The organism is Amycolatopsis sp. NPDC051071 (genome assembly GCF_040682875.1).
Classification (GTDB): domain Bacteria; phylum Actinomycetota; class Actinomycetes; order Mycobacteriales; family Pseudonocardiaceae; genus Amycolatopsis.
This window is the reverse complement of record NZ_JBFBBY010000008.1, coordinates 74,390-94,156: the sequence shown is the minus strand read 5'-3', so window position 1 is coordinate 94,156 and position 19,767 is coordinate 74,390. Positions and strand designations below refer to the sequence as shown.

Genomic DNA, 19,767 nt, shown 5'->3' with positions numbered 1-19,767 from the left:
GGCACTTGATGTCGAAAGAGACGTCCCTGCACGGAGTCCACAAAGGACTGGGTGCGTTGTTCACCGACTTCGCGGGCTGGTCGATGCCGATCCGCTATTCGAGCGAACTGGCGGAGCACAAGGCGGTCCGTGAGACGGCCGGGCTGTTCGACCTCTCCCATATGGCCGAAATCGAGGTGAAGGGCCCGCAGGCGGCCGAGACCCTCGACTTCGCGCTGGTCGGCAACCTGTCCGGCGTCAAGCCGGGCCGGGCGCGCTACACGATGATCTGCGACGAGAACGGCGGCGTGCTCGACGACCTGGTCGTCTACCGCCTCGAAGACGAGAAGTTCCTGGTCGTCGCCAACGCGGGTAACGCCGCCGTGGTCGCGGAAGCACTGGCCGAGCGGGTCTCCGGATTCGACGCGGTCGTCGACAACAAGTCGGAGGACGTCGCGCTGATCGCCGTCCAGGGCCCGAAGGCCGTCGAGATCCTCGGCGCCGTCACCGACGCCGACCTCGGCGCGCTCAAGTACTACGCGAGCGTCCCGGCCGTCGTGAAGGGCCATGACGTCCTGCTCGCCCGCACCGGCTACACCGGCGAGGACGGCTTCGAGCTGTACGTCCCGGCCGGCGAGGCACCCGCCGTCTGGCGCATCCTCACCGAGGCCGGCGAGCCGCACGGGCTGCTCCCAGCCGGTCTCGCCTGCCGCGACACGCTTCGTCTCGAAGCCGGGATGCCGTTGTACGGCAACGAACTCAGCCTCCAGCTGAGCCCGTTCGAGGCCGGTCTCGGCCGTGTCGTCAAGTTCGAGAAGCCGGGTGACTTCGTCGGCAAGGCCGCGCTGGAGGAACTGTCCAAGAAGGACGTTCCCCGCGTTCGCGTCGGACTCAAGGGCTCCGGTCGCCGCGCGCCGCGACACGGCTACACCGTCCTGTCCGGCGAGACCGAGATCGGCGAGGTCACCAGCGGCGCCCTGTCGCCGACCCTGGGCTACCCGATCGCCATGGCCTACGTGGACCGGGAACACGCCGAACCCGGCACCGAGCTTTCCGTCGACATCCGGGGCCGTATCGAGCCCGTCGAGGTCGTCGCCCTGCCCTTCTACTCCCGCGCCTGAAAGGCCCTTTCGCAACCATGAGCATCCCCCAGGACCTGAAGTACACGAAGGAACACGAGTGGCTGAACGTCGTCGACGGCGTCGCCACCGTGGGCATCACCGCCTTCGCCGCCGAGTCGCTCGGTGACATCGTGTTCGTCCAGCTTCCCTCGGTCGGTGACACCGTCACCGCCGGTGAGGTGTTCGGCGAGGTCGAGTCGACCAAGTCGGTCAGCGAGCTGTACGCCCCCGTGGACGGCGAGGTCGTCGAGGTGAACGAAGCCACAACGGACACCCCCGAGCTGATCAACTCGGACCCTTACACCGAAGGATGGCTCCTGAAGGTGCGTCTGTCCGGCGACGTGCCCGCCCTGCTCGACGCCCAGGCCTACGCCGTGCTCACCCAGGAGAGCTGATCCATGTTCAACGCAAGCTTGTCCGAAGTGGACCCCGAGGTCGCCGCGGCCGTCGCCGCCGAACTCGACCGCCAGCAGTCGACCCTGGAAATGATCGCGTCGGAGAACTTCGCCCCGGTTGGCGTGCTCGAAGCGCAGGGTTCGGTGCTGACCAACAAGTACGCCGAGGGTTACCCCGGCCGCCGCTACTACGGCGGTTGCGAGCACGTCGACGTCATCGAGCAGCTGGCGATCGACCGCGCGAAGGCCCTCTTCGGCGCCGAGCACGCCAACGTCCAGCCGCATTCGGGCGCGCAGGCCAACGCCGCCGCCATGGTCGCCGTACTCAACCCCGGCGACACCATCCTCGGTCTCGACCTCGCCCACGGCGGTCACCTGACCCACGGGATGAAGATCAACTTTTCCGGCAAGCTCTACAACGTCGTCGCCTACCACGTCGACAAGGAGACCGGGATCGTCGACGTCGAGGAGATCGAGCGCCTTGCCAAGGAGCACAAGCCGAAGCTGATCATCGCCGGCTGGTCGGCGTACCCGCGTCAGCTCGACTTCGCCGAGTTCCGCCGCATCGCCGACGAGGTCGGTGCGAAGGTCATGGTCGACATGGCGCACTTCGCCGGTCTCGTCGCCGCGGGGCTGCACCCGAGCCCAGTGCCCTACGCGGACATCGTCACCACGACCACGCACAAGACCCTCGGCGGTCCGCGTGGCGGCATCATCCTTTGCCGCCAGGAACTCGCCAAGAAGATCAACTCGGCGGTGTTCCCCGGCCAGCAGGGCGGTCCGCTGGAGCACGTCATCGCCGCCAAGGCCGTCGCGCTGAAGGTCGCCGCGAGCGAGGAGTTCCGCGAACGCCAGCAGCGTGTCCTCGAAGGCGCGAAGATCCTGGCCGACCGCCTTTCGCGCACGGACTGCGCCGAAGCGGGCGTCCGGGTGCTGACCGGCGGCACCGACGTGCACCTGGTGCTCGTCGACCTGGTCAACTCCACCTTGGACGGCCAGCAGGCCGAGGACCGGCTGCACTCGGTGGGGATCACGGTCAACCGCAACGCCGTCCCGTTCGACCCGCGTCCGCCGATGATCACCTCAGGCCTGCGGATCGGCACCCCGGCGCTCGCGACCCGCGGCTTCGGCGCCGACGACTTCACCGAAGTCGCCGACATCATCGCCGAGGCGCTGCGCCCGGACTTCGACGAGGCGCTGAGCCAGTCGCTGTCCGCCCGGGTCGAACTGCTGGCGAAGAAGCACCCGCTGTACGCGGATCTCAACCGATGAGCGCTGTGCCCGAGGGCCGCAAACTTCTCCGTCTCGAAGTCCGCAACGCGCAGACTCCGATCGAGAAGAAGCCGCCGTGGATCAAGACGCGGGCGCGGATGGGGCCGGAGTTCACCGAACTCAAGGGACTCGTCAAGCGTGAAGGCCTCCACACCGTGTGTGAGGAGGCCGGTTGTCCCAACATCTATGAGTGCTGGGAAGACCGTGAGGCCACGTTCCTGATCGGTGGCGATCAGTGCACGCGTCGGTGTGACTTCTGTCAGATCGACACCGGCAAACCTGCCGCGCTGGACACGACCGAGCCGCGCAAGGTGGCGGAGTCGGTGCAGGCCATGGGGTTGCGCTATTCGACGGTGACCGGTGTCGCCCGCGACGATCTGGAAGACGGCGGCGCGTGGCTGTACGCCGAAACCGTGCGTCAGATCCACGCGTTGAACCCGGGTACCGGGGTGGAGTTGCTGATCCCGGACTTCAACGCCGATCCGGGGCAACTGGCCGAGGTGTTCGGTTCGCGGCCTGAGGTGCTGGCGCACAACGTGGAGACGGTGCCGCGCATCTTCAAGCGCATCCGTCCCGGTTTCCGGTACGCGCGATCGCTGAAAGTCATCACGCGGGCTCGTGAGGCCGGTCTGGTGACGAAGTCGAACCTCATCCTGGGCATGGGCGAGACGCCGGAGGAGGTGGCTCCGGCGATGAAGGACCTGGTCGACGCGGGCTGCGAAATCCTCACGATCACCCAGTACCTGCGGCCTTCTCCCCGGCATCACCCGGTGGACCGGTGGGTCAAGCCCGAGGAGTTCGTCGAGCATTCGAACGCAGCCGAAGCGATGGGTTTCGCTGGTGTGATGGCCGGGCCGCTCGTACGCTCGTCGTATCGGGCCGGGCGCTTGTTCGCGCAGACGAAGGCTCACCGCGGCGAAGCGCTGTCGGAGAACTTGGCCCATCTTGCCGCCGAAGGGCCCGCGGCCCAAGAAGCCAGCTCACTGCTGGCCAGATAGGAAGGAGGGCAGATCAATGGCGATCAGCGTCTTCGACCTGTTTTCGATCGGCATCGGCCCCTCCAGCTCCCATACGGTGGGCCCGATGCGTGCCGCACTGACCTTTGTGGACGGTCTCGCCGACGACGGCGACCTGCCAGCCACGACGCGTGTCCAAGCCGAACTGTTCGGTTCGCTGGGCGCGACCGGGTTCGGGCACGGCAGCGACAAGGCCGTCCTGCTGGGGCTGTCCGGGGAGCGTCCGGAGGAGATCGACACCGACACCGTGGCGGGCAAGGTCGCGGAAATCCGCGAATCCTGCCTGCTGAAGGTGCGTGGTGAGCACGAGATCGTGTTCACCGAGGACACCGATCTGACCATGCACCGGCGGAAGTCGTTGCCCGCGCATCCGAACGGGATGATCTTCCGTGCGTTCGACGCCGATGGGAAAGTGCTGCGCGAGCGCACCTACTACTCGGTCGGCGGTGGCTTCGTGCGCGACGAGTCCTACGAGACCGACACTGTCGTCGTCGAGGATTCGACGAGTTTGGAATTCCCGTTCCGCACCGGCGCGGACCTGCTGAAGCACTGTGCGGACACCGGACTGCCGATCAGCGAGATCATGCTGCGCAACGAACTCTCGTGGCGTACGCGCGAGGAGGTCCGTGAAGGCCTGCTGGAGATCTGGCAGGTCATGGTGGAATGCGTGCACAACGGCTGTGAGCACGAAGGCGTCCTGCCCGGTGGGCTGAAGGTGCCGCGCCGGGCGAAGGCGTTGCACGAGAAGCTGCTCGCCGAAGACGGCGTCGGCGATCCGCTGTACGCCATGGACTGGGTGAGCCTGTACGCGCTGGCGGTCAACGAGGAGAACGCCGCGGGCGGCCGTGTCGTCACCGCGCCGACCAACGGCGCCGCCGGGATCATCCCGGCGGTCCTGCACTACTACCAGCGGTTCATCCGCGGCTCTTCCGACGACGGCATCGTGACGTTCATGCTCACCGCGGGCGCGATCGGCTCGATCCTCAAGCAGACCGGCTCGATCTCCGGGGCCGAGGTCGGCTGCCAGGGCGAGGTCGGCTCGGCCAGCGCGATGGCCGCCGCCGGGATGACCGAAGTCCTCGGCGGCTCGCCGGCGCAGGTGGAGAACGCCGCCGAGATCGGCGTCGAACACCACCTGGGGCTGACCTGCGACCCGGTCGGCGGGCTGGTGCAGATTCCGTGCATCGAGCGCAACGCCGTCGGCGCGTCGAAGGCGATCCACGCCGCGCGGATGGCGATGCGCGGCGACGGGTCGCATATCGTGACGCTGGACAAGGCGATCAAGACCATGCGTGAGACCGGCGCCGACATGAGCGTGAAGTACAAGGAGACCTCGCGCGGCGGCCTCGCCGTCAACGTCATCGAGTGCTGACACCCCCCGCGTTTCGTCCTCTTGTTGCGGTACATGCGTGTGCAAGTACCGCAACCAGAGGACGACTTGCGGGCGGCCTAAACTCGAAGGGTGGACCCCTCAGCCACGTCGTTTCTTCAGGGGAAATCGCTCGACACCACGCGCGGTGATTTTCCAGACATCAGGATTCCGGTTGGCCGCATGCGTGATTACGTCTTGGAGATTCACCGCCACCAAGTGAAGGAGAAGTTCTCGGGTAGCTTCCCCGGGTAGGTAGAACATGTGGACCTTCGCGGCGCGGTATGCGCTCAGCTCGTGAGGTCGTTCCATGATCTTGGCATCGCGATTGAGTACTACCCAACCAGTGTTGGCGATCTTCCCGAGCCACTCGGTATCCGCCGCCCCAAGGGATTCTGCCCGCGTGCCGAAGACCTCTGGCGGCTTGTGGCATGGATATCCAAGGCCTACGAGAAAACGCCGGACTGATCGAGTCACGGCGTTCTCGTCAAGGTAGAACTCAGGCGGCGCGGCCCAGGAGGACGCGTGCGGCGGCTCGGACGGCCTCGATGCCGATTCCGTGCTCTTCGGCGACGATGGCAGGTTCTTCACCCGCTCTCAGCATTGCTGCGACGTTCGAAACCCGTGCACCGGAGCCGACGAACACAGGTTGACCTGATGACCGATAGGGGTCAATGGCGACTTTTGACGGCTCGAAGACCTTGAGCTTGAGGTTGTTGGGGAGGTTGTCGGCGCCGAATCCGACATACGTCAGGTAGTCCTGCACGATTTCGCGAATCACAGTCTGGCCCGACCGGCCCTCGATCAGGCCGGCGCCCGCCTCTGTTTTGGAGAAGTCCCACAGTACTGAGATACCGTCAGTTACGAGGGCGGGCGACACGAGTACGTACTCTCGCCCGAACTCGCGTTGGAGTTGCACCAGTGCGGGGCGTATCCGTTGGGGCCGAACTCCTGCTTGGCGCAGTCCTTCAAGTACCCATGCCTCGGCGAGTGCGATAAACGGAACACTTGCCTGCCGGATACTTTCCGTGGCGGAGATGTGCAGCAGCGGACCGCCGTGCGGGTAGCCACGTGCCCAGCGGTGGAAGGTCTGCTGGGGAACACCCAGATGGCGAGCTGCATCTGTCATGCTCATGAGGGCTTGGGTAAACCTCACGTCTTTGTCCACGTCGTCCTCCTCTCCAGGAGACCATATCCGCTCTCTGGCTTCGTGTGATCGACAGACACCCCGGTTGCGGTACATGCGTGTGCAAGTACCGCAACCAGAGGACGACTTGCAGGCGGCCTAAACTCGAAGGGTGGAGTCGAGCACGGTCGCGAACGCGGGTGACGCGCTGTTCCGCCCGGTGCGCGCGGGCAATGCCTTCGAGGAGACCGTCGAAAGGCTGCTCCAGGCGATCCGGCTCGGAGTGGTCGGCGCGGGGGAGCGGCTGCCTTCGGAGCGCGAGCTCGCCGAGCGGCTCGGGGTCAGCCGCGTGACGTTGCGGGAGGCGATCCGCGCGCTGGCCGACGCCGGGTACGTCGAGTCGCGACGCGGGCGCTACGGCGGCACGTTCGTCAACGACGTCCTGCCCGATCCGCCGGCCGCCGACGGGCGCGAAGTCGACAACGCCACCGTGGAGGACGCGCTCGGCCTGCGGCACGTCCTGGAGACCGGCGCCGCCGAGATGGCGGCGTCGCGTTCGCTCACCCCGGCCGACCGGCAACACCTGACCAGCACGCTCGCCGAGGCCGCCGCGGCCGACCTCGGCGACTACCGGCGCAAGGACTCACGACTGCATCTGGCGATCGCCGAGGTCACCGCGTCCGGTTCGCTGACCACGGCGATGGCCGACGCGCGGATGCGGGTCAACCAGCTGCTCGACATGATCCCGCTGCTGGAGCCGAACCTGGAGCATTCCAACGCCCAGCACGAGGCCATCGTCGACGCGATCCTCGCCGGGGACTCCGAGGCGGCCCGCCGGGCGATGGCTGAGCACGTCGAAGGCACCGCTTCGCTGCTTCGCGCCTTTCTCGCTTGAGCGCCTCCCCGGTCGCCCCGCGCGCTCGCAAGTAGTCCTCTGGTTGCGGTGGTTCGCATTGCCAACTACCGCCACTAGAGGACTAATTGCGGCGGGGGGGTACACGGCGATGACACGATTCGGTGATTTTCCCACAACCTTTTCACTCGTTCGGGCGTCTCTAGTGTCGTGGAAAACCCGGATGACGAAACCGCACCCGAGTCGGAAACCACGGCCACCCCGGAGCCGGAGCGGAAGAGACGCGGGTGGCGGCGAGTACGCCGGATCGGTGCCTGGTCACTCGGCCTCCTGATCGGCATCCCGGTGATCGCGTTCGGGGTCGCGTACCTCCTGCTCGACGTCCGCAGCCCACAAGAGGTGCTCGCCGATCTCGACAAGACCGTCGTCCTCCAGAACGCGGACGGCTCCGAGCTGCTCAAGGTGATCCCACCCGGCGGAGATCGGCTGTTCGTGCCTTACGACGCCATCCCCGCGAAGCTGCGCGACGCGATCGTCGCGACCGAGGACCCGACCTTCTGGGACAACGAGGGCTTCGACCTCACCGGCCTCGGCCGGGCGCTGGTGACCGGCGTCGGCGGCGGATCCGGGATCACCCAGCAGTACATCAAGAAGTCCACCGGCAACGAGGACGCCACCCTCGTCCGCAAGTTCTCCGAACTAGTGCTCGCCACGAAGATCACGCAGCAGCAGACCAAGAAGGAGATCTTCGAGAGCTACGTCAACATCATCTCCTTCGGACGCGGCACCTATGGCCCGGCGTCGGCGATGAACGCCTACTTCGGCCGCACGCTCGACGACTCGATGACGTGGAGCGAAGCGGCCTTTCTCGCCGGGATGATCCAGTCGCCGTCGGTGCACGACCCGTACGCCTCGACGCACGAGCACGCCGGGAAGCGCTGGTCGTACGTGATGAACAAGCTGGTCGTCCGCGGCTACGTCAGTCAGGCCGAGTCGGTCACGGCGGCCTATCCGGAGGCCGCGATCCAGGCGCCGTCGGAGACCAGGGCGGGCCGCGTCACCTACGAGAAGTACCACATCAAACAGCAGGTCCTCGCCGAACTCGAACAGGTCGGCTACCCGCTGGACCGGCTCCGCGGCGGCGCGATGAAGGTCGAGACGACCATCGATCCGCGCGCGCAGGCCGAGGCGGAGAAGGTGGTCAAGGAACGGCTGCAGGGTCAGCCCGAGCAGTTCCGGGCAGGGCTGGTCGCCGTCGAACCCGGGACAGGCGCGATCCGCGCGTACAACGGCGGCGGCTGGAGCGTGCACGACTACGCCGGCACCCCGTACGGCACCGGTGCGGCCTTCCATCCGTTCACGCTGGCCGCCGGTCTGCGACAGGGCGTCAACGTGGATGAGCCTGTGAAGCTGCCGAAGGAGGCCTCCTTTCTCGGCGAGAAGTTCAAGTTCGACGACCAGTGCGGTGAGGCCGGGAAGTGCACGCTGCGCGAGGCGCTCGGGCGTGGCGCGCAGGGGCCCTTCGTCGACTTGGCGAAGAAACTCGGCGCCGAAGCCGTCCGGAACGGGGCCCGCGCGGCAGGCGTTCCCGAGACCGTCGACGGCGCGGTGACGCTGCGCGAGAAGGACGGGTTCCTGATCGGCCCCGGGATCGCGGTCGGCCGGTACCCGTTGCGGGCCATCGACATGGCAGGCGCCTACGCGACCTTCGCCGCCGAAGGCATGCGCGCCACACCGCATCTGGTGTCGAAGATCCGCGACGAACACGGCGAGGTCGTCTGGGAACGCCCTTCGGACAAGGCACCCGCGTTCGACGACGACCAGGCGCTGAGCCGCCGGATCGCCGGTACGGTGAGCCGCGTGCTGGCCACCGGGCTGAAGGACCGTCCGGCGGCACTGAAGACCGGCGACTTCGGGTATCTGGAGACCGACGACAACGCGGGTGGCTGGGCGGTCGGGTACACGCCGCAACTCGCGACGGCGGTCTGGGTCGGGTCCGACGAGCCGCGCCGGATGAGGGACGCCGCCGGGGGGAAGCTGACCGGCAAGACGATCCCGGCCGAGATGTGGCAGCGCTTCATGAGCGGTTACCACCAGGGACTGCCGGTGCGGTGGCCGGAATCCGTCGACGTTCAGCCGGTTCCAGCACCGACTCGGTGACTCAGATGAGCGAGGTTTGCGCGATCGTCCAGAAGTCCTCGCGTGCGTGCCACGGAGCGGGCCAGTCGGTGCGCTGGGTGAGGAGGATCCCGGTCAGCCCCGTGACCGGATCGCCGCCCAAGACGTGCCGAGCCCGCCGTCCCAGCCGTAGCGGCCCTTGGTCGCGAGCCCGTCGTTCCTGTTCACCACGGCGAGCCCGAATCCCCAGCCGCTCACCGCCTTGGGTTCCCCCGGACAGCAGCAGAACGGCACCGGAGCGCTCCACTGACCGTCGGGGGCGTCGTAGACCTGGAGTTCACCGGTCTCTCCGTCCACCTGATACGACGTCGTGAAGCGGTGCGACTGGTCATCGGGGGACGACAAAGCCGGTGTCCTTCATGCCCAGCGGGCCGAAAATCCGCTCGGCGCGGCACGCGGCGATCGGCGAGTTCTGGACGAACCGGTCGACGAACTGCTGCCCGATTCCCCAAGGCGTTCACGTGGATCTCGTCGCCGACGGCCACCAGGGACACCGGCCCGGGTACCTCGCCGCGGGGCCACATAACCGGAAAGGACGCGTCGCGACCGCTCGAGCGCGGCCGGATCGAATCGGCCCATCAGGGCTTCACCAGTGCGATGGTCAGGCCGTCGTAGCCCTTCGCGCCGACGGTCTGGAACGCCGTCGCGTCGACACGCGGCTCGGCGGCGATCATCTCGTGCAACCGCCGGATCCCCTGGATGTTCGGGTCCTTGCTGTCGGCGTCGGCGACCGCGCCACCGCGGACGACGTTGTCGACCACGATCACACCACCGGGCCGGACGAGCTTCAGCGACGCCTCGAAGTAGGCGGGGTTATTGACTTTGTCGGCGTCGATGAACGCCAGGTCGATCGGGCCTTCGACGGCAGGCAGCAGGTCCAGCGCCTTGCCGACGCGGACGTCGACCAGCCCGCCAAGCCCTGCCGCGTCGATGTTGCCGCGGGCGACGGTGGCGTGCTTCGGGTCGAATTCGAGCGTGACGAGCCTGCCCTGCGGCGGCAGGGCACGTGCGAGCCAGATCGTGCTGTAGCCGCCGAGCGTGCCGATCTCCAGGATGGAGCGGGCGCCGATCATCCTGGCGATCAGGTTGAGCAGTTTGCCTTGGTTCGGCGCGACGGCGATCGAGGGCAGCCCGGCCTCGCGCGAGGCGAGCAGCGCGGCTTCGAGGGCGGGATCGGACGGGACGAGCACCCCGGCGAGGTAGTCGTCCACTTCGGACCACAGTTGCTGTGACATGGCACCTCCGCCGTCAACCTACTCGGACTCAGGCGGCGCGGCGGCTCGCTTTCGGGATCACGAGCGGCGTCCCGGTTTCGGGGCACGGCATGACCCGGCACGGCAACTCGAAGATCTTCTCGACGTTCTCCGCGGTGACGACCTCTTCGGGCGTGCCTGTCGCCAGGACCTCCCCGTCCCGCATCGCGATCATGTGCGTGGCGTAGCGCGCCGCTTGGTTGAGGTCGTGCAGCACCGCGACCAGCGTCCGCCCCTGCTCCTCGTGCAGTCGCGCGCACAGGTCGAGGATGTCCATCTGGTGCGCGATGTCCAGGTAGGTCGTCGGCTCGTCGAGCAGGAGCAGATCGGTCTCCTGCGCGAGCGCCATCGCCATCCACACCCGCTGCCGCTGTCCACCGGACAATTCGTCGACCAGCCGCTCGGCGAGGTCGTCGACCCCGGTGGCGCGCATGGACTCGGTGACGACGGTGGCGTCCTCACGGGACCATTGACGCAGCAGGCGCTGATGCGGGTACCGGCCGCGTGCGACCAGGTCGGCGACGGTGATGCCGTCGGGTGCGATCGAACTCTGCGGCAGCAGGCCGAGCCGTCGCGCGACCTCCTTGGCGGGGAAGGCGGTGATCACCTGGCCGTCGAGGTACACCGAACCCGTGCGGGGCTTGAGCATCCGCGCGAGCGCACGCAGCAGGGTCGTCTTCCCGCAGGCGTTGGGGCCGACGATGACGGTGAACGACCGGTCGGGGATGACCACCCCGAGATCTTCGGCCACGGTCCGGCCGTCATAGGCGAGCGTCAGCGCGTCCGCGTGCAGGCGGGACGTCGTGCTCTGCTCGGTGAGGGTTTCCACGGTCTCCACGCAGGTTAGGCTAACCTAGCGAATCGCCGTTGTGGTGTTCCGTGGGTCGCAGTCGTCCCACACCGGTTCTCGGTGGCACTATCCGAGTGCGATCCCGCGAGCGGGCTCGGTGCGATCGAGGTGAGGTCATGGAGGACTACCGGATAGTCGCGGGCGAAATCGCCGCCGACGTCGAGGCCGGCAGGCTCCGTCCCGGCGACCGGCTGCCGCCGCAGCGACGCTTCGCCCGCGATCGCGGCATCGCGAACTCGACCGCCGCCAGGGTGTACGGCGAGCTCGTGCGCCGAGGCGTCGTCGTCGGCGAGGTCGGCCGGGGCACGTTCATCCGCGCCGCGAAGCCGCCGTTGGAGACCGCGCTCGCCGAGCCGGGCGGCGCGACGATCGACCTCGAACTGAACTTCGCCGTCCTCCCGGAGCAATCCGCGCTCGTCGGCAAGGCACTGGAGCCACTCCTGCGCGAAGACGTCCTGACAGCGGCGCTGCGGCCGGGGAGCGTCAGCGGCTCGAAGCAGGCCAGGGACGCCGTCGCCGGACTGTTCGCGAAGGACGGTTGGACGCCCGAAGTCCTCTTCGCGGGAAGTGGCCGCGAAGCCATCGCTGCCGCCATCGCCACCTTCGTGCCGATGGGGGAACGACTCGCCGTCGAGGCCATCACGTATCCCGTGGTCAAGGCACTCGCCGGACGGCTCGGCGTCCAGCTGGCGCCCATCGAGACCGACGACCAGGGCCTCGTGCCCGAAGCACTCGAAGCCGCCCACGCCGCCGCACCCGTACGCGCGCTGTACGTCCAGCCGACGCTGCACAACCCGCTGGGGTCCACAATGGACGAGGAGCGCCGCCGGGAACTCGCGGAAACCGTGCGCCGCATGGACATCCCGGTGATCGAAGACGGGATCTACACCTTCCTCCGGCCCGAGATCCGTCCGTTCGCGACGTTCGCGCCGGAACGCACGGTATTCACCGACAGTATGTCCAAACGCCTGGCACCCGGGCTGACCACCGGGTTTCTCGCCGTCCCGGCGGAATGGACGGAGCGGCTGGCGGCCTCGGTGCGTTCGGGCGGCTGGGTCGCGCCCCGGTTCGCCCTCGAAGCGGCCACCCGGTGGATCACCGGGGGCACGCTGGAAACCGTCGAACGGGCGAAACGCCTCGACGCCGCGGAACGCCAGCGGGTGACGGCGGCGCGGCTGGCCGGGTTCACCCTGCGCGCGGATCCCCAGGCGTATCACTGCTGGTGGGAACTCCCGGAGCACTGGCGCGCGGAAACCTTCGTCGCCGCGGCCGCGCGCCGGGGGATCGCGGTCACCCCCGCCGCCGCGTTCGCCGTCGTCCCGGGACACGCGCCGAACGCCGTGCGGCTCGCGGTGTCGTCGCCGCCCATCGAGGTGCTGGCGGCCGCTTTGGACGTCCTCGCCGGACTGGCCGCCGGACGCCCCGAAGACGCGGGGGTCGACTAGCGCGCCGGTGCCCATTTCCCGATGAAGCTGCCGCAGATGACGGTCTGCCCGGTCAGCCGCGACCGAAGGGCCTTCTCCATCCCCAGATAGTCGAAGATCGGCGTATCCGGCGTGACCTCGGCGGGTACGGGCCCGCCCCTGGTCAGCGTCGGCATGTCCACGGTCTGGAACAGCACCAGGTAGTCGCCGTCGCGGTTGAGCCCGTCCGCGGTCGCGAGCATCCGTTGCGGTGCGTCGGCGACGATCTCCAGCGGCAGCGGCCATTCCAGCGGGAACGGGTTGCGCAGCCCGAAAGCGGGATAGGCGAACGGGTTGTCGGGCAGGACCGCCGTGCGCGCGGCGGGGAACCGCGTGACGCAGTCCCGGATCTGGGAGACGTAGGTGAAGGTGCCCGGATTCGTCCGGATGCCGCGCATCGACGGCGTCACCGTGCCGAGGTCCCCGGTCAGCTTTTCGCGTGCCATGTCGAGGTACGCGGCTTCGTCGTGGTGCGCGATCACGGCCCAGCCCGACGCCAGCACCGCGACCAGGCCCATCGCCGTCGCGCCGGTCAGGCCTGCCCAGCGAGGCGGCGCGGGCACCGGCGGCAGCGCGTCAGCCAGCAGCAGGATCGCGGTCAGTGCCAGTGTTCCGGTGAACAGTGTCGGGGTGTCGTTCCCCCAGGACAAACTGGTCATGAACCCGGTCGCGAAGACCAGCGTGCCCATCCTCGGGAACCGCCGCGTCGACATCCAGTTCACCAGCAACGCGACACCGAGGATCCACCAGAGGACGTCCGCCCAGCGCGACGCGCCGGTGAAATGCCCGTCGACGACGGTGCCGACCACCACCGCGACCCCGGCCAGTAGCAGCAGCCGCGCGAAGATCGCGCCGGCGAGGCCCGCCCGTTCGCGGAAGATCCCCGCCAAAGCGAGGAATACGCCCGCGACCGCGAAAAGAGTCAGGCCTCGTACCGGTGGCTCTGTGAGGGTTTCGGGATTCTCCAGCCACAGCCCGAGAAGCCGTTGGCCGTAGGCGGGCAGGCCGCCGGTGAGTTGTTCTGCCATCGCGCCGAGCCCGCCGTCGAGCGCGACGATTCCGAGGTAGAGCACGAGAAAGGCGCCGAGCGCCAGCAGATCCCATGCCAGCCGTCCCCACCAGCGGCCGGTGCGGAACGCGCCTTCCCGCGTCGAAGGGTGCAGTAGCAGCCAAACCAGCGCGATCACCGGAGCCGGCGCGAAGCTCTGCTTGACGAACACGGCGGCACCCAGCAGGACCAGCCCGAGCCGTCGCGGCCACGCCTTCCCGTTGCGCAGCCCGGAATCCAGTGCCCAGGCACCGCAGGCGGTCAGGAAGATCCCGTCGATCGTGTGCCAAGCCATCAGCGGGAACGCGTTGAGGTTCAGCAGCGCCGCGGCCGCCGTCAGCCCGGTGAGTCCGGGCCCCCAGTCGCGGACGCGACGCCGGGTGACCAGTACCGCGAACGCGATGGTCGCCAGGATGATCTCCACCATGCTGAGCACGCTGGAGACGAAGAACAGTGGTCCGGGCAGGACGAAGTCGACGATGTGCAGGAACGCCGAACCCAGCGGCCGCGCGGAGATGATGTCGGAATGCGGCACTTCGCCGTGCAGCACGCGCCACGCCTGGGCGAGGATGAAACCCTGATCCGACGGGTGGAAACCGAAGCGTCCCACCCGGAGTTCGGTGGCGACGGCGAGCGCGAGTACCCAGGCCGCGTGCAGGGAAAGCCGCAGCACTGTCCTGGACGGACGTACCACCGCGGCGTCCGGCCCGGTCGACAGCGGGGGACTGGCGACGTCCACACTGCCCCTCCCGCTCGTCCTACCTCGGCCCGTGCCCGCCGACCCCGGCGTATCGGAAACCGATGGTAGCGGCCGGGGGCGTCCCCCGATCGAGCCCGGCCGCGAGGACGTCAGGGACGGCGGCGCCAGACCAGCCGGGTGACCGCGCCCGCCACCGAGGCGAGTGGGGCCTTCCGTGCCAGGCCACGGGTTTCCGGTGCGGATTCCGGCATCGCCCGGTAGACGAGGTGAGCGAAGAACCGCGCCGTCTTGGGTGCGACGAGCGTCACCAGTTCGGCGGCCTTACCCTCCGGCAGGTTCAAGATCTCCGGCCGTTCTTCCAATGCCTTGACGACGAGTCCGGCGGCGCGCTCGGGTGAACTCGCCGGCATGCCGCGGTAGGAGCCGGTCGGCGCGATCATGTCGGTGCGCACCAGCGGCATCCGCACCGAGGTGAAGGTGATCCCGTCGGAAAGCGTTTCCCGTCCGGCGGTCAGCCCGAACTTCTCCAGCGCGGCCTTCGAGGCCAGGTAAGCGGAAAACCGCGGTGTGTCGGTCTGCAGTCCTTGTGTGGTCACGTTGACGACATGGCCGAATCCGCGTTCGGTCATCGAGGGCAGCAGGCCGAGGATCAGCCGCACCGGGCCGAAGTAGTTGATCGCCATCGTGCGCTCGAAATCGTGGAACCGTTCGGTGGACAGCGAAAGCGAGCGGCGGATCGAACGGCCCGCGTTGTTGACCAGCATGTCGACCGCGCCGTGCGCGGCGAGCACGTCCTTGACCAGCGCGTCGACGGCGTCGCCGTCGGTGAGGTCGCACGGGTACGCGGACGCCTTGCCACCCGCCGCGACGATCTGCTCGCGGACGTCTTCGAGTTCGTCGGTGCGCCTGGCCACGAGGATCACTTCGCCGCCCTTCGCGGCGACGGCCAGCGCGGACGAGCGCCCGATGCCCGACGAGGCGCCGGTGATCAGCACCTTGCGGCCGCTCAACGGTTCCGGCCCCGGGCGGCGGCGGCCGCGATCGGGGTCCAGGTGTTCGAGCCAGTAGCGGTACAGCGGACCGGCGTACTCCTTCAACGGGGGCAAGGAGATTCCGCTGCCTTCGAGTGCCGCGGTGGTCGCGGCGGTGTCGAAGTCGACCTCCATGCTCAGATGCGGCAGGACTTCGAGCGGGATGCCGAGTTCCTTCAGCACCGCCGCGCGGGCGGAACGTCCGCCGGGAACGCGGTCGAACCCGGCCGCCGCGGACCTCGCCAAGCGGGTTCCGGCGCGTTTCAGCGCTCCGGACGGCCGGGCGGGGAGGACGGCGGAGATCTTCGGCCCGCCCGCGACCCGCGCGAAGGCGTTGTAGACCTCATGTAGCGGCTGAGGCCGCGGCGACGCGAGGTGATAGGTGCTGCCACTCGGCGCGTCGGCGTGCATGAGGTGCTCGATCGCTTCGACGACGTAGTCGACCGGGACGAGGTTCGTCGCACCGAGATCGGGAGCCGCCAGCGGGAAGCGGCGGGGCAGCGTGGCGAGGCGCGAGATCGCGGGGAGGAAGTAGTACGGGCCGTCGATCTTGTCCATCTCGCCGGTGCGCGAATCGCCGGCGACGGCGGACGGCCGGTACACCCGGAACGGCGTTTTCCCGTGGCGGCGCACGAGTTTCTCGGCCTCGAACTTCGTCGCGTGGTACGGCGACGCGAAGCTCTGGCCGAGGTCGAAATCGGCTTCGGTGAAGCGGCCGGCGTATCGGCCCGCCACCGCGATGGAGGAGACGTGGTGCAGGAGCCCGGCGTTCGCGGCGGCGGCGAACTCCAGGACGTTGCGGGTGCCGTCGACGTTGGCCGCGCGGTTGGCGGCTTCGCTCGCGGTGAGGTCGTAGATCGCGCCGAGGTGAACGACGTGGTCGAGGGGTCCCACTTCGGCCGGGTCGACACCCAGCGTGGGTTCGGTCAGATCGCCGGTGACGGGAACGAGCTTCTCGTGGCTCGGGAGCTTCCCGCGCGAGGTCTCCCTCACGAGTACATGGACGGCTACGGTCTCGGGTCGCCGCAGTAGGCGCGCGACCAGGCGTTTACCCAGAAAGCCCGTCGCGCCCGTCACGAAGTAGGTGGTCATGGCCGGCTCCTTCCCTCGGAGCCGACTCTAACTTACTCAGGAGTAGGAACGGTAGTTGTCATGCACTGTGATCCGGATGTCGTGCCACCGCGACCACGGCGTCGCGGAGCGCGGCGCGCAGGCGCCCGACGTCCAGCGGCCCGAGAACGGCGGCTTCCCCGGGTGGCGCCACGAGCACGATCTTGTCGCTGCTCACGAACACCGTCACGTCCCTGCGCCTGCCTGCCAGATCCCGGCAGCCGACCGACCATTCGTCCCGGGGTGCCAAGGTCCTCATCCTTCCAGTGCTCATGGTCTCCCTTTCTTGTCCGTGGCTGGGACGGGCCGGTTTCCGGGCCGTGACGCGGGTTATCCGACATTCCTGCTGATGGGTTAACCGAGCGAGCTGTTCGTGATCGACATCCGCTTCCACTGGGCCGGATGGGGCTGAACCGGAGTAGCGTCCGGAGCGGGACTGCTTGGGAGGTCACGAATGTCCGAACCCAGGAAGATCGTCATCGTCGGTGCCGGCCTGGCCGGGGCGACGGCCGCCGGGGCGCTGCGAGAACGCGGCTACGCGGGTGAGATCCTACTGCTCGGTTCTGATACCCATCCCCCGTACGAGCTGCCGCCGTTGTCCAAGGGCCTTCTGCTGGGCAACACCGACGAACCCGATTGGGTGCACGACGCCGGTTTCTACGAAGCGAAGGACATCGAGTACAAACCCGGGGCGACCGCGACCAGGATCGAACTCGGTACCCGGCTCGTACTCGACGACGTCGCCGGTGAGCACCGCTTCGACCGGCTCGTCCTCGCCACCGGATCGCAGCCGCGGCCGCTTCCGGTGCCCGGCGGCGACCTGCCGGGGATGCACACTTTGCGCACCCTCGACGACGCGCTGGCCCTGCGTTCGGCGTTCAAGGACGCCGGACGGGTGGTGATCGTCGGTGCCGGCTGGATCGGGACCGAGGCCGCGGCGGCCGCCAGGGAACACGGCGCCGAGGTGACCGTGGTCGACCAGGTCGGCTCGCCACTGCTGGCGGTACTGGGTGAACAGGTGTCCGGCGTGTTCAAGAATCTCCACACCGAGCACGGCGTGAACTGGCGGCTGGGTGAAGGCGTCGCCGAGTTCACCGGAGGACTCGACGGGGTGACCGGTGTCCGCCTGCGGAACGGCGAGGAACTGCGCGCCGACGTCGTCCTGGTGGCCGTCGGCGCCGCACCGCGGGTCGACCTGGCGCACGCCGCCGGACTGGAACTGTCCGACGATGGCGGTGTCTGCGCCGACGCCGGACTGCGGACCGCCGCTCCCGACGTCTACGCGATCGGCGACATCGCCGCGCAATTCCATCCCCGCTACGGAAAACGCGTCCGTGTCGAGCACTGGTCGAACGCGAAGTGGCAGGGTGAGCATGTCGCCGGGAACCTGCTCGGGGAGAACGAGCCGTACCTGCGGAGCCCGTATTTCTTTTCGGACCAATACGACCTGGGCTGCGAATACCGCGGCCTCGCCGACCCCGAAAGCGACGAACTCGTCGTCCGCGGGGACCTCGCGGCGCGGGACTTCACGGCGTTCTGGTTACGGGACGGACAGGTGACGGCCGCGATGAACGTCAACCAGTGGGATGACGGGGACGCGTTGAAGGCCCTGGTCGAGGGACGGGCGACGGTGACGGCGGATCAGCTGCAGACGGCGGACCTCAAGTCTCTTGGGTGACCGGCTCCGGCGCCACGAGCCGTGCGGGCCGCGTCATGGTCACGAAGGCCAGCAGCGCCAAAACCCCGAAGCCCGCCATCGTGATCCCCATCGGGACCGCGGTCCCCGCGCCACCCAGCCCGACCAGCGGCGTCGCGAGCCCGCCGACGACGAACTGCAGCACGCCCAGCAGCGCCGAAGCCGAACCGGCGGACCGCGCCTGCTCGGCCAGTGCGAGCGAACTCGCGTTCGGGGCGACCATGCCGATGCTCGACACCAGGATGAACAGCGGGATCAGCAGCCCGACCAGGCTGAGGCCCATCGCCACCGCGATCAGCACGCCGAATCCGGCGACGGCCGCGACGATCAGGCCGACAGTCAGCAGTGTCCGTTCCGGGAAGCGTCCGACGATCCGGCCGTTCAGCTGGCCGACGAGCACGATGCCGATGCCGTTGAGCCCGAACACCAGGCTGTAGTCCTGCGGGCTGAGGCCGTAGACGCCCTGCAACGCGAAGGACGAGCCGGAGATATAGGCGAACAGGCTGCCGAACATGAGCCCGGACGCCAGCGCGTAGCCGAGAAAACTCCGGTCGGCGAGCAGGCTCGCGTACGTCCGCATCACCGAGCCGAAGCGCGCCGGCGTGCGGCGTTCCTCCGGCAGGGGTTCCGGCAGCAGGAAGAAGACGACGGCGAGCAGGATCGCGCCGAACACGGTCAGGCAGACGAACACACCGCGCCAGGACGTCCAGTTCAGGATCTGGCCGCCGATGATCGGCGCCAGGATCGGGGCGAGCCCGTTGACCAGCATGAGCAGCGAGAAGAACTTCGTCATCGCGGTGCCGGAGTAGAGGTCGCGCACGGTCGCCCTGGCGATCACGATGCCGGCCGCGGCGCCGAACGCCTGGACGGCACGGGCGGCGATGAGCAGGTCGGCGCTCGGGGCGAGGGCGCACAGCACCGAACCGACCAGGTAGAGCGCGAGGCCGGCGACGAGCGGCTTGCGGCGGCCGATCGCGTCGGACAGTGGTCCGAGGATCAGCTGGCCGAGGGCGAGCCCGATGATGAACGCGCTCAGCGTCAGCTGGACGGTCGAGTCCGTGGCGCGCAGTTCACCCGCCATCTGCGGCAGTGCGGGCAGGTACATGTCGATCGACAGGGGCCCGAAGGCGGACAGGCCGCCGAGGATCAGGACGAACCGGGCACGCCCGGTCGTACTCGGTCGTGTGACGATTTCTTCCACTCGCTCGGGCGCGATGGTCATGCTCTTCCTTCCCCCGGACATGGTTCCGAAGCCAACAACTTGCTTAGAGTAGGTAACTATTCCTGATGTGATTCATGCCACGAGG

18 protein-coding genes are annotated in these 19,767 nt (G+C 68.3%); 9 read left to right on the top strand and 9 right to left on the bottom strand.

What is annotated here, in order from left to right; translation table 11 throughout:
• Positions 1-8: 8 nt before the first annotated feature.
• From gcvT to AB0M65_RS04750, 5 genes are read left to right on the top strand one after another with little or no spacing between them, the layout of a single operon-like run.
• Positions 9-1,100 carry a glycine cleavage system aminomethyltransferase GcvT gene (gene gcvT / locus AB0M65_RS04770; protein WP_364021423.1) on the top strand — a complete coding sequence of 364 codons (1,092 nt, stop codon included), beginning with the start codon at positions 9-11 and terminating at the stop codon, positions 1,098-1,100.
• 17 nt (positions 1,101-1,117) lie between these two features.
• Positions 1,118-1,495, top strand: coding sequence for a glycine cleavage system protein GcvH (gene gcvH / locus AB0M65_RS04765; RefSeq protein ID WP_364021420.1), 378 nt, complete (start codon positions 1,118-1,120; stop codon positions 1,493-1,495).
• Positions 1,496-1,498: 3 nt separating this feature from the next.
• A complete protein-coding gene (gene glyA, locus AB0M65_RS04760; RefSeq protein ID WP_364021417.1) occupies positions 1,499-2,767 on the top strand; it encodes a serine hydroxymethyltransferase in 1,269 nt (422 codons plus the stop codon).
• Positions 2,764-3,765 carry a lipoyl synthase gene (gene lipA / locus AB0M65_RS04755; protein ID WP_364021416.1) on the top strand — a complete coding sequence of 334 codons (1,002 nt, stop codon included), beginning with the start codon at positions 2,764-2,766 and terminating at the stop codon, positions 3,763-3,765. Before glyA ends, lipA begins: the two co-directional genes overlap by 4 nt.
• Before the next feature lie 16 nt (positions 3,766-3,781).
• Positions 3,782-5,155, top strand: coding sequence for an L-serine ammonia-lyase (locus AB0M65_RS04750; RefSeq protein ID WP_364021414.1), 1,374 nt, complete (start codon positions 3,782-3,784; stop codon positions 5,153-5,155).
• A gap of 99 nt (positions 5,156-5,254) precedes the next feature.
• Here the strand turns inward: AB0M65_RS04750 and AB0M65_RS04745 are convergent, their stop codons facing one another.
• Complete coding sequence (locus AB0M65_RS04745; protein ID WP_364021411.1) at positions 5,255-5,629, bottom strand: hypothetical protein; 375 nt, start codon at positions 5,627-5,629, stop codon at positions 5,255-5,257.
• A 22-nt stretch (positions 5,630-5,651) separates the two neighbouring features.
• Positions 5,652-6,320: a DUF433 domain-containing protein gene (locus AB0M65_RS04740; RefSeq protein ID WP_364021408.1), complete on the bottom strand. Its 669-nt coding sequence runs from the start codon at positions 6,318-6,320 to the stop codon at positions 5,652-5,654.
• A gap of 130 nt (positions 6,321-6,450) precedes the next feature.
• Here AB0M65_RS04740 and AB0M65_RS04735 point away from each other — a divergent pair, with 130 nt between their 5' ends.
• Positions 6,451-7,173, top strand: coding sequence for a GntR family transcriptional regulator (locus AB0M65_RS04735; protein WP_364021405.1), 723 nt, complete (start codon positions 6,451-6,453; stop codon positions 7,171-7,173).
• A gap of 168 nt (positions 7,174-7,341) precedes the next feature.
• Positions 7,342-9,291, top strand: coding sequence for a transglycosylase domain-containing protein (locus tag AB0M65_RS04730; RefSeq protein WP_364021402.1), 1,950 nt, complete (start codon positions 7,342-7,344; stop codon positions 9,289-9,291).
• 93 nt (positions 9,292-9,384) lie between these two features.
• On the opposite strand, the gene AB0M65_RS04725 is transcribed toward AB0M65_RS04730, so the two are convergent.
• From AB0M65_RS04725 to AB0M65_RS04715, 3 genes are all read right to left on the bottom strand, one after another.
• Entirely contained in the window at positions 9,385-9,654 is a 270-nt protein-coding gene (locus AB0M65_RS04725) for a hypothetical protein (RefSeq protein ID WP_364021399.1), read from the bottom strand.
• A gap of 233 nt (positions 9,655-9,887) precedes the next feature.
• Positions 9,888-10,544 carry an O-methyltransferase gene (locus tag AB0M65_RS04720; protein WP_364021397.1) on the bottom strand — a complete coding sequence of 219 codons (657 nt, stop codon included), beginning with the start codon at positions 10,542-10,544 and terminating at the stop codon, positions 9,888-9,890.
• Between the two features lie 28 nt (positions 10,545-10,572).
• On the bottom strand, positions 10,573-11,400 hold the full coding sequence (locus AB0M65_RS04715; RefSeq protein ID WP_364021394.1) for an ABC transporter ATP-binding protein: 828 nt from the start codon (positions 11,398-11,400) through the stop codon (positions 10,573-10,575).
• Positions 11,401-11,528: 128 nt separating this feature from the next.
• Between AB0M65_RS04715 and AB0M65_RS04710 the strand changes: the two genes are divergently transcribed.
• A complete protein-coding gene (locus AB0M65_RS04710; protein ID WP_364021392.1) occupies positions 11,529-12,857 on the top strand; it encodes a PLP-dependent aminotransferase family protein in 1,329 nt (442 codons plus the stop codon).
• On the opposite strand, the gene AB0M65_RS04705 is transcribed toward AB0M65_RS04710, so the two are convergent.
• From AB0M65_RS04705 to AB0M65_RS04695, 3 genes are all read right to left on the bottom strand, one after another.
• The gene (locus tag AB0M65_RS04705; protein ID WP_364021389.1) at positions 12,854-14,662 is read right to left on the bottom strand and encodes a hypothetical protein; all 1,809 of its coding nucleotides are present in this window, start codon (positions 14,660-14,662) and stop codon (positions 12,854-12,856) included. The two genes, AB0M65_RS04710 and AB0M65_RS04705, sit on opposite strands and share 4 nt — an antisense overlap.
• Positions 14,663-14,772: 110 nt before the next feature.
• Entirely contained in the window at positions 14,773-16,746 is a 1,974-nt protein-coding gene (locus tag AB0M65_RS04700; RefSeq protein ID WP_364021386.1) for an SDR family oxidoreductase, read from the bottom strand.
• A gap of 58 nt (positions 16,747-16,804) precedes the next feature.
• A complete protein-coding gene (locus AB0M65_RS04695; protein ID WP_364021461.1) occupies positions 16,805-17,023 on the bottom strand; it encodes a hypothetical protein in 219 nt (72 codons plus the stop codon).
• Positions 17,024-17,218: 195 nt separating this feature from the next.
• Between AB0M65_RS04695 and AB0M65_RS04690 the strand changes: the two genes are divergently transcribed.
• Positions 17,219-18,442, top strand: coding sequence for an FAD-dependent oxidoreductase (locus AB0M65_RS04690; RefSeq protein WP_364021383.1), 1,224 nt, complete (start codon positions 17,219-17,221; stop codon positions 18,440-18,442).
• On the opposite strand, the gene AB0M65_RS04685 is transcribed toward AB0M65_RS04690, so the two are convergent.
• Positions 18,426-19,682, bottom strand: coding sequence for a Bcr/CflA family multidrug efflux MFS transporter (locus AB0M65_RS04685; RefSeq protein ID WP_364021380.1), 1,257 nt, complete (start codon positions 19,680-19,682; stop codon positions 18,426-18,428). The two genes, AB0M65_RS04690 and AB0M65_RS04685, sit on opposite strands and share 17 nt — an antisense overlap.
• Between the last annotated feature and the right edge of the window lie 85 nt (positions 19,683-19,767).